7 protein-coding genes are annotated in these 11,881 nt (G+C 73.3%); 3 read left to right on the forward strand and 4 right to left on the reverse strand.

Annotation, left to right across the window (positions count from 1 at the left end; all coding sequences use genetic code 11):
- Positions 1-10 precede the first annotated feature (10 nt).
- Both ABD345_RS11265 and ABD345_RS11270 read right to left on the reverse strand, forming a co-directional pair.
- A complete protein-coding gene (locus ABD345_RS11265; RefSeq protein ID WP_344551844.1) occupies positions 11-1,261 on the reverse strand; it encodes a branched-chain amino acid ABC transporter substrate-binding protein in 1,251 nt (416 codons plus the stop codon).
- Positions 1,262-1,988: 727 nt separating this feature from the next.
- The gene (locus ABD345_RS11270) at positions 1,989-2,441 is read right to left on the reverse strand and encodes a PaaI family thioesterase (RefSeq protein WP_344551845.1); all 453 of its coding nucleotides are present in this window, start codon (positions 2,439-2,441) and stop codon (positions 1,989-1,991) included.
- A 150-nt stretch (positions 2,442-2,591) separates the two neighbouring features.
- On the opposite strand from ABD345_RS11270, the gene polA reads away from it, so the two are divergent.
- Positions 2,592-5,324, forward strand: a complete 2,733-nt coding sequence (gene polA / locus ABD345_RS11275; RefSeq protein ID WP_344551846.1) for a DNA polymerase I — start codon at positions 2,592-2,594, stop codon at positions 5,322-5,324.
- Between the two features lie 43 nt (positions 5,325-5,367).
- Positions 5,368-5,946, forward strand: coding sequence for a GNAT family N-acetyltransferase (locus ABD345_RS11280; protein WP_344551847.1), 579 nt, complete (start codon positions 5,368-5,370; stop codon positions 5,944-5,946).
- A gap of 46 nt (positions 5,947-5,992) precedes the next feature.
- Here the strand turns inward: ABD345_RS11280 and ABD345_RS11285 are convergent, their stop codons facing one another.
- Together ABD345_RS11285 and ABD345_RS11290 are read right to left on the reverse strand one after the other, a co-directional pair.
- Entirely contained in the window at positions 5,993-8,824 is a 2,832-nt protein-coding gene (locus ABD345_RS11285; protein WP_344551848.1) for an ATP-dependent RNA helicase, read from the reverse strand.
- A gap of 5 nt (positions 8,825-8,829) precedes the next feature.
- On the reverse strand, positions 8,830-9,735 hold the full coding sequence (locus ABD345_RS11290) for a class I SAM-dependent methyltransferase (protein WP_344551849.1): 906 nt from the start codon (positions 9,733-9,735) through the stop codon (positions 8,830-8,832).
- 497 nt (positions 9,736-10,232) lie between these two features.
- Between ABD345_RS11290 and rpsA the strand changes: the two genes are divergently transcribed.
- Complete coding sequence (gene rpsA, locus ABD345_RS11295) at positions 10,233-11,726, forward strand: 30S ribosomal protein S1 (protein WP_344551850.1); 1,494 nt, start codon at positions 10,233-10,235, stop codon at positions 11,724-11,726.
- Positions 11,727-11,881: the final 155 nt, after the last annotated feature.

Consider the following 11,881-nt stretch of genomic DNA (forward strand, 5'->3'; position numbering starts at 1 on the left):
GCGGTGCGGATCAGCCGCTGTACGTACCGCTCTTGACCTTCTTCCAGGCGCCGCCCTGGACGCTGTACACGGTCAGCTGCTTGTTGGTGGTGTCGCCGTACTCGTCGAAGGCGACCGGGCCGGTGACGCCGGTGAACTTCACCTTGCCGAGCTCGGTCAGCACCTGGGTGCGCAGGTCGGACGGCACCTTGCCGCCGTTGTGCTCGACCGCGGCCTTGACCGCCTCGATGATCGACCAGGCGGCGTCGTACGAGTAGCCGCCGTACGCCGCGTACGGCTCCGGGTACTTGGCCGCGGTGTAGTTGGCGACGAACTCCTTGGCGGTGTCCAGCTCCTCGACCGGGACGCCCACCGAGGTGGCCAGGTCGCCCTCGCCGTTGCCGTTGGCGAGCTTGACGAACTCCGGGTCGTAGATGCCGTCGCCGCCGAACAGCGGGACCTTGGCGCCGCCCTTCTTCAGCTGGTCGCTGAGCGGGCCGGCGTCCGGGTACTCGCCGCCGTAGTACACCGCGTCGGCGCCCGCCGAGGCGACCTTGGTGGCGATGGCGGAGAAGTCCTTGTCGCCCGGGTTGATGTGGTCGGTGCCGACCACGGCGCCGCCGAGCTTCTTGAACTCGTCCGCGAAGATGGCAGCCAGGCCCGCGCCGTAGGTCTTCTTGTCGTCGACGACGTAGACCTTGGTCTTCTTGGCGTCGTTGTACAGGTACTGGGCGGCGAACTTGCCCTGCACCACGTCGGTGGTGGCGGTGCGGAAGTACGACTGGTACTGGCGGGTGAACTTGCCGCTGCCCCAGTCCGGGCCCAGCGACAGGTCGGGGCTGGTGTTGGCGGGCGAGACCTGGGCCAGCTTGGCGTCGTCGAAGACCTTCTGCATGGTCAGCGAGACGCTGGAGTTGAGCGGGCCGACCACGCCGACCACGTCCTTGCTGTCGACCAGCGCGGTGGCGTTCTGCTTGCCGGTGGTCGGGTTGGCCTGGTCGTCCTTGGCCTCGATGGCGAAGGTCACGCCGGGGACGTAGTTCTTCGCGTTGGCCTGCTTGGCCGCGAGGTCCACCGAGTTCTTGATGCCCAGGCCCAGCGCGGACAGGCTGCCGCTGGTCGGCGCGTCGATGCCGATCACCACCTTGACGCTGCCCCCCTTGCCGCCGCCGCTCGCGTTGTCCGCGCCGGAGTCGGACTTGCCGCCCCGCGAACCGCAGGCGGACAGGGTGAGCGCCCCCGCCACGGCAATGGTCACGACAAGAAGTGAGCTCTTTCGCACGACGAGGGTCTCCTTCTGGATCTGGAGGACACGCGCACAGGGCAGGCGGTGCCGGGTCGCGGCGGCCGACCCGGGAACCGGACGGCGCGGTGACTGGGCGTGACTCTAGACCGCCCGTGCCGACTCGGGCAGTGGGACGGGGGAGGCTGTGATTCTCTTGTTATGACCACGGCGGATGTTGATCTCACATCATGGTCCAAAACCCCAGGTGGATCACCGGGTTCCGGGATCCGTCCCGAGTAGTGGATCTCCCTCCCGCTCAACTCCCAGGTCACACAAGGGTTCACCGATTATCGGACAGGTTTGTCCGGGGATCGCGGGCTGGTCACGTACGTCCGATAATCGGACGCGGGATGGTTCGGGTGCGGTACTGCGGGGACGTCCCGGAGGGGGTGGCGGCCGGCGGTCCGGCGCGCGGTCCTCATTGCACGCGTGTTACGCAGCGTTACATCGGGGAAAGGAAGGGGCCCGCCCGTCGGTGCCCCGGGCCGCTCAGCGTAGGCCGCGGCCCGCCGCGGCGGCAGGGGCGGGCCCGGGAGCGGCAAGAAACTTGCCGGCGGGCGCTCCTGACGCCCGCTCGACCCCGGCCCGGCCCGGGGTGGTTCGCGCTCTGCGGACACGGCGACGCCCCCTCGTTCCAGCCGAGACTGCCCCTGGCGGGGCACGGCCAAACCACGAGGGGGCGCGTGGGGCGGGCGGGCGCCCGCGCGGGGCGGGAGGCGCGCGCCTAGAGGTCGCGCAGCATGCAGGTCAGCCGGCAGGAGGTGATCCGGCGGCCGGTGTCGTCCGTCACCGCGATCTCGTACGTCGCCGCGGTGCGGCCCTTGAACACCGCCGTCGCCACGCCCGTCACCAACCCGGAGGTCGCCGAGCGGTGGTGCGTCGCGTTCAGGTCCACGCCCACCGCGTAGCGGCCGGGCCCGGCGTGCAGCATCGCGCCGATCGACCCCAGCGTCTCGGCCAGCGCCGCCGACGCCCCGCCGTGCAGCAGCCCGTACGGCTGCTGGTTGCCCTCCACCGGCATCGTTCCGACCACCCGGTCCGGGGACGCCTCGACGATGGTGATGCCCAGCTTCTCGCCCAGGTGCCCGCCGGAGAAGGTCTCCGGGTCCACCCCGAGCTTGGCGAAGTGGTCCAGCACGTCCTGGGGCACTTTCAGTACGGGCGCCGCGTCGGTCATGGTGCTCCCTGCTTCCGGGTTCGCTTCGTTGCGCGTCGATCGTACGACTGTCTACCCGCCAGTAGGGAGGCGCTCCGCGCCGCGCCGGAGATGTCGGCCGCGCCCCCTAGGATCGGGGAGGCAGAGCAACCGGCAGGAACGGGACGTGACGTGGCGACACAGGGTGCGGGCAAGAGTGCGGCCGGGCGGCCCCGGCTGATGCTGCTGGACGGGCATTCGATGGCCTACCGGGCCTTCTTCGCCCTGCCGGTGGAGAACTTCTCCACCGCGACCGGCCAGCACACCAACGCGGTCTACGGCTTCGCCTCGATGCTGGCCAACACCGTCCGGGACGAGCGGCCCACCCACCTCGCGGTCGCCTTCGACCTGTCCCGGCAGACCTTCCGGTCCGCCGAGTACCCCGAGTACAAGGCCAACCGCTCCGCCACGCCGGACGAGTTCCGCAGCCAGATCCCGCTGATCGGCGAACTCCTGGACGCCATGCGGGTGCCCCGGATCACCGCCGAGAACTTCGAGGCCGACGACGTCATCGCCACCCTGGCCACCGCCGCCGCGGCCGAGGGCTTCGAGGTGCTGGTCGTCACCGGCGACCGGGACTCCCTCCAACTGGTCACCGAGGACGTCACGGTGCTGTACCCGACCAAGGGCGTCTCCGAACTGACCCGCTACACCCCGGAGAAGGTCGCCGAGAAGTACGGCGTCCGCCCCGACCAGTACCCGGACCTCGCCGCCCTGCGCGGCGACCCGTCCGACAACCTGCCCGGCATCCCCGGCGTCGGCGAGAAGACCGCCGCCAAGTGGGTCAACCAGTACGGCTCCTTCGCCGAACTGGTCGAGCACGCCGACGAGGTCAAGGGCAAGATCGGCGAGAAGCTCCGCGAGCACCTCGACTCGGTCAAGCGCAACCGCTTCCTCACCGAACTCGTCCGGGACGTCGAACTCCCGCTCGGCGTCGCCCAGTTGGAGCGTGCCCCGTTCGACAAGGACGAGGTCGCCCGGCTGATGGAGGCGCTGGAGTTCCGCAACCCCAACTTCCGCGACCGGGTGGCCGGCATCGACCCGGCCGGCGCCGAGTCCGCCGCCGCCGTCGAGGTCCCGGCCGGCCCCGCCGTCGACGGCGACCTGCTCACCGAACCCGGCGCGCTCGCCGACTGGCTGGAGCGGCACACCGGCGAGGCCGGGCGCACCGCCCTCGCCGCCGACTACACCTGGGCCCTGGGCAGCGGCAAGGTCGACCAGATCGGCCTCGACACCGGCACCGCCGCCGCCTGGTTCGACCCCGCCGCCCTCGCCGAGGACGACGACCGCGCCTTCACCGCCTGGCTCGCCGACCCCAAGCGCCCCAAGGCCCTGCACATCGCCAAGCAGGTGATGCGGGCCTTCGCCGAGCAGGGCTGGCAGTTCGCCGGCGTCACCGCCGACACCGCGCTCGCCGCCTACCTGGAGAAGCCCGGCCGCCGCGCCTTCACCCTCGACGTCCTCGCCGAGGAGTACCTCGGCCGCTCGCTCGCCCCCGCCGCCGAGGCCGAGACCGGCCAGCTCAGCTTCGACTCCGACGAGCCCGACCCGACGGCCGGCGCCCAGGCCCTGATGACCCGGGCCCGCGCCGTCCACGACCTGGCCGTCCTGTTCGACACCCGGCTCGCCGAGGTCGGCGCGGTCGAGCTGTTCCACGACATGGAACTGCCGATCGCCGAACTCCTCGCCCGGATGGAACGGCACGGCATCGCCGCCGACCGCGAGTGGCTCCAGGGCCTGGAGGCCCGGTTCGCCGTCGAGATCCAGCGCTGCGTCGAGGAGGCGCACGCCGCCGCCGGCCGCGAGTTCAACCTCGGCTCGCCCAAGCAGCTCCAGGAGGTCCTGTTCGGCGACCTCGGCCTGCCCAAGACCAAGAAGATCAAGACCGGCTACACCACCGACGCCGACGCCCTCACCTGGCTCGCCACCCAGACCACCAACGAACTCCCGGTCATCCTGCTCCGCCACCGGGACCAGGCCAAGCTCCGCACCACCGTCGAGGGCCTGCTCAAGACCGTCTCCCCGCAGGGCCGGATCCACACCACCTTCAACCAGATGGTCGCCGCCACCGGCCGGCTCTCCTCCCAGGACCCGAACCTGCAGAACATCCCGGTCCGCACCGAGGAGGGCCGCGCCATCCGCCGCGCCTTCGTGGTCGGCGCGGGCTACGAGACGCTGCTCACCGCCGACTACTCGCAGATCGAACTGCGCATCATGGCCCACCTCTCCGAGGACGAGGCCCTGATCGAAGCCTTCACCAGCGGCGAGGACCTGCACACCACCGTCGCCTCCCAGGTGTTCTCGGTCGCCCCGGCGGACGTCGACGCCGAGATGCGCCGCAAGATCAAGGCCATGTCGTACGGCCTCGCCTACGGCCTGTCCGCCTACGGCCTCTCCCAGCAGCTCGGCATCAAGCCCGCCGAGGCCCAGGGCCTGATGGACACCTACTTCGAGCGCTTCGGCGGCGTCCGCGACTACCTGAACGACGTGGTCGAGGAGGCCCGCGCCGTCGGCTACACCGAGACGCTGCTCGGCCGCCGCCGCTACCTGCCCGACCTCACCAGCGACAACCGGCAGCGCCGCGAGATGGCCGAGCGGATGGCCCTCAACGCGCCCATCCAGGGCTCCGCCGCCGACATCGTCAAGATCGCCATGCTCCGGGTCGACGAAGCCCTGCGCGCCGCCGGGCTCACCACCCGGATGCTGCTCCAGGTGCACGACGAAATCGTCCTGGAGGTCGCCCCCGGCGAGCGCGAGCAGGTCGAGGCGCTGGTCCGCGAGCAGATGGCCGGCGCGTACCCGCTGCGCGCCCCGCTCGACGTCTCGGTCGGCGCCGGGGCGAACTGGGAGGCCGCGGCGCACTGATATCCCGTTGCGGACGTCCGGCCGGCCCTCCGAGACTGGCCGGATGACCGCCATCGCGACCTTCGCCGACAAGCCCACCCTGGTGGGGGAGAAGGTCCTCCTGCGGCCCGTCCGGCCGGAGGAGGACCTCCCCATGCTCCGCGCCACGATCGACGACCCGGACGTGCTCCGCTACACCTCCGACTCCTACACTCCGGTCGCCCCCGGGTGGGACGAGGCCAGGGAGCGCCACTTCGTCGACTGGTACACCACCCGCAACGACCAGCCCGACCGCCTCGACCTGATCGTCGTCGACCGCGCCACCGGCCGCGGCGTCGGCGAGGTCGTCCTCAACGAGTGGGACGAACCCAACCGCGCCTGCAACCTCCGGATCGCCCTCGGCCCCGACGGCCGCGACCGCGGCCTCGGCACCGAAGCCGTCCGCCTCCTCACCGGCCACGCCCTCCGCGCCCTCGGCCTCAACCGCGTCTCGCTCTCCGTCTACGCCTTCAACCCCCGGGCCCGACGCGCCTACGAGAAGGCCGGGTTCAAGGTCGAGGGGGTCCGCCGGCAGGTGCTGCGCCACGCGGACGAGTGGATCGACGACATCGACATGGCGGCCCTCGCGGAGGACTGGACCTGACGGCCCGCCGCCCACCCGCGCGCCCGCGGCACCGGGTGGCGCGGCCTCACTTGCGCGGGTTGGCCCGGCGGGTGGCCTCCGCCGTCGTCGGGTCCTCCGGCCAGGGGTGACGGGGGTAGCGGCCGCGGAGGTCGGCGCGGACGGCGGGGTAGCCGGTGCGCCAGAAGGAGGCGAGGTCACCGGTGACGGCGGCCGGCCGCCCGGCCGGCGAGAGCAGGTGGACGGTGAGCGGGACGCGCCCGCCGGCCAGGGCGGGGGCCGCGGACCAGCCGAACAGCTCCTGCAGCTTGACCGCGAGGACGGGCCGTTCGGGGTCGGACGCGTAGTCGACCCGGATCCGGCTGCCGCTCGGCACGGCGATCCGCTCCGGGGCGAGTTCGTCCAGCCGCCCGGCCTGGCCGCCCGCCCAGGGCAGCAGCCGCTGCAGCGCGGCGGCGGTGTCGATCCGCTCCAGGTCGGCGCGGCGCCGGGCCCGGGACAGCTCCGGCTCCAGCCACTGCCCGGCGGCGGCCAGCAGCGCCGCGTCCGCGACGTCCGGCCACGGCTCGCCTACCGCCCGGTGCAGGAAGGCGAGGCGCTCGCGCAGGCCGTTCGCGGCGGGCGACCAGCGCAGCAGCGCGGAGACGCCCTCCCGTTCCAGGCCCTCCAGCAGCGCGGACCGCACCAGCGCCGGATCGGGCGCCGGGAGCGGCACGGCGGCCAGTTCGACCGCCCCCAGCGCCTCCACCCGCCGGGCGGTCACCTCCCGCTGCCGCACCGACCAGTGCACCTCCTCGCGGGAGCCCAGCAGCGGCGCGGCCGCCCGCCGGGCGGTCGCCTCGTCCACCGCGACCGCCCGCAGCACCCGCGCGGACGGCGCCCCGGCGGGCCGGTCCGCCACCGCGACGGCCAGCCAGCCACCGGCCGGCAGCCGCGAACCGGGCGGCAGCTGGGCCGCCGTCCCGGACGCCATCAGGTACGCCCCGTCCCCGCCCTCCCGGGCCCGCGCCACCCGCTCCGGGTACGCCAACCCGACCACCAGCCCGGCCGCGACGGCGTCGGACAGCCCGGCCGCGGCACCGGACGCCGCGGCCTCCCGGCCGGGGCGCCCCCCATCGGCTGCGCCGCGCCGGCCGGCGGTGGCAGCCGCGGCACCGGCGGCCCGCCGTTCCGCCGCGCGGCTGCCGCCGCCCGGTCCGGCGGTCGGGTCCGCCCCGCGGGGCGTGGTCCGCCGCGCGGCGCCGTCGCGGTCCGGGCCGTCCGTCGGGTTCGTGTCGCCGTCCGACTCCGCCGTCGCGCCCGCTCCGACTGTCGTGGCCTGCCGTCCAGCTGCGCTGCCGCCGCCCGGTCCGGCGGTCGGGCCGTCGCCGTCCGGGCCGTCCGTCGGGTTCGTGTCGCCGTCCGGGCCGGTCAGCGCGCGTTCCAGGCGGCGGGTCTCGTCCTTCCAGCGGCGGGCGTACGGGTCGGCGGGGGAGCGGCGGACGGTGCGGTGGATCTCGGCGAGGTCGTCGCCGAGGGCGCGCGGGGGTTCTTCGGAGAGCAGGGCGACGAGTTCGGCGGCGCGGCGGGGGCCGACGGCGGGGGCGCCGTCGAGCAGGGCGCGGGCCAGCCGGGGGTGCAGGCCGGTGCGGGCGATGGTGCGGCCGCGGTCGGTGGGGCGGCCGGTGGCGTCGACGGCGGCCAGGGCGCGCAGCACCTCGCGGGCGGCGGCCATCGCGCCGGCCGGCGGCGGGTCGGGGAGGGTGAGCCCGGTGGCGTCGGGGTCGCCCCAGCAGGCGGCCTGGAGGGCGAAGGGGGTGAGGTCGGCGAGGGCGATCTCGGGGGTGGGGAAGCGGGCGGCGCGGGCGTCCTCGGCCTCGGCCCAGCAGCGGTAGACGGTGCCGGGGGCCTCGCGTCCGGCGCGTCCGGCGCGCTGCCGGGCGGCGGCCAGCGAGGTGCGGACGGTGACCAGCGCGGACAGGCCGCGGGCGTGGTCGGTGCGCGGCTCCCTGGTCAGCCCGGAGTCGACCACCACCCGGACGCCGGGCACGGTCAGCGAGGACTCGGCGACCGAGGTGGCCAGCACCACCCGCCGCCGCGTCCCGGGGCCCAGCGCGGCGTCCTGCACGGCCTGCGGCGCCTGCCCGTGCAGTTGCAGCACCTCGACGTCCTCGGCGGCCAACTGCCCGGCCACCCGGGCGATCTCGCCGACGCCGGGCAGGAAGCAGAGCACGTCGCCGTCGCGTTCGGCCAGCGCCCGGCGGACCGTCGCCGCGACGTGCGCGAGCAGTGCCGGGTCGACCCGGGTGCCGTGCGCGGGGCGGACGGCGGCGGGCGGCGGGGCCCAGACGGTGGCCACCGGGTGCGAGACGCCCTCGGCGGCCACCACCGGCGCGCCGCCGAGCAGTTCGGCCCAGGCGTCGGTGTCGGCGGTCGCGGAGGCCAGCAGCAGCCGCAGTTCGGGGCGGAGCGCGGCCCGGACGTCCAGCAGGAAGGCGAGCGCGGTGTCGGCGTCCAGGTGCCGTTCGTGGCACTCGTCGAGCACCACCGCGTCCACGCCCGGCAGTTCGGGGTCGCGCTGCAGGCGCTGCAGCAGGACGCCGGTGGTGACCACCTCGACCCGGGTGCCGGGTCCGGCCCGCCGCTCGCCGCGCACGGTGAACCCGACCGAGGCGCCGACCGGCTCCTCCAGCAGCCAGGCCATCCGGCGGGCGGCGGCCCGGACCGCCAGCCGGCGCGGTTCGGCCACCAGCACCCGGCGCGGCGGGCCGCCGAGCAGGCCGGCCAGGGCGAGCGGCACCAGGGTGGTCTTGCCGGTGCCGGGCGGCGCGGAGAGCACCGCCGCGCCGCTGCGGTCCAGTGCGGCGGCCAGTGCGGGGAGCACCGAGCTGACGGGCAGGTCGAGCCCCCCGGGGCGCACCGCGGTCAGCCGTTCCGGCGGGCGACGAAGATCGCCGTCCCGGGGATGTGCTCGCCGCGCAGCGGGCTCCAGCCGCCCCACTCCTGCTCCAGCCCCTCCGGCCACTCCGGTTCGACCAGGTCGAGCAGGGTGAACCCGGCGGCGACCAGCTCCCGGACCCGGTCGCCCAGGGTGCGGTGGTGCTCGACGTAGGTGGCGGTGCCCTGCTCGTCCTGCTCGACGTACGGGGTGCGGTCGAAGTACGAGGAGGTGGCGGTCAGGCCCTCCACGCCGGGCTCGTCGGGGAACGCCCAGCGGATCGGGTGGGTCACCGAGAACACCCAGCGCCCGCCGGGCCGCAGCACCCGGTGCACCTCGCGCATCAGCCGCTCGGTGTCGGCGCTGAACGGCACCGCGCCGTACGCCGAGCAGGCGTGGTCGAAGGAGCCGTCGGCGAACGGCAGCACCGAGGCGTCGGCCTGCACCACGGCGACGGGCTCCAGGCCGCGGCCCAGGTCGATCCGGCGGGAGTGCTGCAGCTGCCGGTAGGAGATGTCCAGCGCGACCGGGCGGGCGCCCCGCGCGGCCAGCCAGCGCGAGCACTGCGCGGCGCCGGAGCCGATCTCCAGCACGTCCGCGCCCTTCAGGTCGGCCGGGTCGCCGAGCAGCCGGGCCTCGGCCTCGTCCACGCCCTCCGGGCACCAGGTGAACCGGTCGTCGCCGAGGAACTCGCCGTGCTCGTCCTGGTAGTCGTCGGCGTTGCGGTCCCACCAGTGCCGGCTGGCCCGGCTCGACTCCTGCGCCCCGGCGTCCCGTCGCAGCGCCTCGTCGCCGTCCTCCTCCTCGTCCGGCTGCCCGGGGGAGGAGGGGACGTCGTACCCGGCCGGGTCGTAGTCGCGGGGTTCGGCGTCGCCGGGGGTGGGGTGGGTCATGGAAATCCGTCACCTGGTGCATCGGGGGCCCGGCCGGGGCCGGGGCGGGCGGGCCCCTGGCGCGAGCCGGGGCGGGACGTCAAGTAGGCTATGGGCTTGCGGAAGCGCTGCTGCTGCGGAGCCGGTCCCGAACGGGGACCGGGTCGGGCCGTGGCATCCGGGGTAGGGCCGGTGCTCCAGCCGCCGCGAGGTGCGCCATCGGAGGATATGGCCTGATCCGTCCCGGCCTCCACCGTCTCGTCGGCTTCGACGTTGACCGTGCCCGGGTGTCCCCGTATGCTACAAGTTGCGCTGCGGGCCTGCGCGCCTCGGACGGAGCAGGTCGCGCTCGCATCTGTCGAAGACCCCACGGTCGTCAGACGGACACCGGGATCCTGTCGTTGCGGGAGTCCTTTCGGTGGGCCGTTTTCTGGCCTGTACGGCTTTCGGTGGGAGCGATCAGGGCCCTCCGCGTGGCATTACTACGACTTCATGTCCGTACCGGAGCCCTTTTCCTAATGACGAGCCCCACCGACACCTCTGTCAGCACCACCCCGCAGGTCGCGGTCAACGACATCGGCGACGCGGACGCGTTCCTCGCCGCGATCGACGAGACCATCAAGTACTTCAACGATGGCGACATCGTCGAGGGCATCATCGTGAAGGTCGACCGTGACGAGGTGCTCCTCGACATCGGTTACAAGACCGAGGGTGTCATCCCCTCCCGCGAGCTCTCGATCAAGCACGACGTTGACCCGCACGAGGTCGTCAAGGTCGGCGACGAGATCGAGGCCCTGGTTCTCCAGAAGGAGGACAAGGAGGGTCGTCTCATCCTGTCCAAGAAGCGTGCGCAGTACGAGCGCGCCTGGGGCACGATCGAGAAGATCAAGGAAGAGGACGGCATCGTCACCGGTACCGTCATCGAGGTCGTCAAGGGTGGTCTCATCCTCGACATCGGCCTCCGTGGCTTCCTCCCGGCCTCGCTGGTCGAGATGCGCCGCGTCCGCGACCTCCAGCCCTACGTGGGCAAGGAGCTCGAGGCGAAGATCATCGAGCTGGACAAGAACCGCAACAACGTGGTCCTGTCCCGCCGCGCCTGGCTGGAGCAGACCCAGAGCGAGGTCCGCCAGACCTTCCTCACCACCCTGCAGAAGGGTCAGGTGCGCTCCGGCGTCGTCTCCTCGATCGTCAACTTCGGTGCGTTCGTCGACCTCGGCGGCGTCGACGGTCTGGTGCACGTCTCCGAGCTGTCCTGGAAGCACATCGACCACCCGAACGAGGTTGTCGAGGTCGGCCAGGAGGTCACCGTCGAGGTTCTCGACGTGGACATGGACCGCGAGCGCGTCTCCCTGTCGCTGAAGGCGACCCAGGAGGACCCGTGGCAGCAGTTCGCCCGGACCCACCAGATCTCCCAGGTCGTCCCGGGTAAGGTCACCAAGCTGGTTCCGTTCGGTGCGTTCGTCCGCGTGGACGAGGGCATCGAGGGCCTGGTCCACATCTCCGAGCTGGCCGAGCGCCACGTCGAGATCCCGGAGCAGGTCGTCCAGGTCGGCGACGAGATCTTCGTCAAGGTCATCGACATCGACCTCGAGCGCCGCCGCATCAGCCTCTCGCTGAAGCAGGCCAACGAGTCCCTCGGTGCCGACCCGGCGTCGGTCGAGTTCGACCCGACCCTGTACGGCATGGCCGCGTCCTACGACGACCAGGGCAACTACATCTACCCGGAGGGCTTCGACCCCGAGGCGAACGACTGGCTGCCCGGCTTCGAGAAGCAGCGCGAGGAGTGGGAGCGGCAGTACGCCGAGGCCCAGTCCCGCTTCGAGCAGCACCAGGCCCAGGTCATCAAGTCCCGCGAGGCCGACGCGGCTGCCGCCGCCGAGGCCGGCGAGGAGGCCCCGGTCTCCGGTGGCGGCGGTTCCTACTCCTCCAGCAGCGACGAGACCTCCGGCGCGCTCGCCTCGGACGAGGCCCTGGCCGCGCTCCGCGAGAAGCTGGCCGGCGGCCAGAGCTGAAGCACCGCGCTTCGGCAGCTGCCTAGCTGACTGAACAGCGACCCCCGTTCCAGGGTTTCCTGGGGCGGGGGTCGCTGTTTTGCGCTGCCCGCCCACCCGTGCGCGCACCGCTGGGCGGGTGGCTGGAGCGTGGGGCTTAAGTGGCGTTTATGTGA

It is taken from the genome of Kitasatospora saccharophila (assembly GCF_039529925.1).
Lineage (GTDB): Bacteria > Actinomycetota > Actinomycetes > Streptomycetales > Streptomycetaceae > Kitasatospora > Kitasatospora saccharophila.

Bases quoted from the DNA above. Each gene is read 5' to 3' on its own strand.
- ABD345_RS11290 (WP_344551849.1), bottom strand. From the start codon at position 9,735: ATGACCCACCCCACCCCCGGCGACGCCGAACCCCGCGACTACGACCCG.
- rpsA (WP_344551850.1), top strand. From the start codon at position 10,233: ATGACGAGCCCCACCGACACCTCTGTCAGCACCACCCCGCAGGTCGCG.
- ABD345_RS11280 (WP_344551847.1), top strand. From the start codon at position 5,368: ATGACCGCCATCGCGACCTTCGCCGACAAGCCCACCCTGGTGGGGGAG.
- ABD345_RS11270 (WP_344551845.1), bottom strand. From the start codon at position 2,441: ATGACCGACGCGGCGCCCGTACTGAAAGTGCCCCAGGACGTGCTGGAC.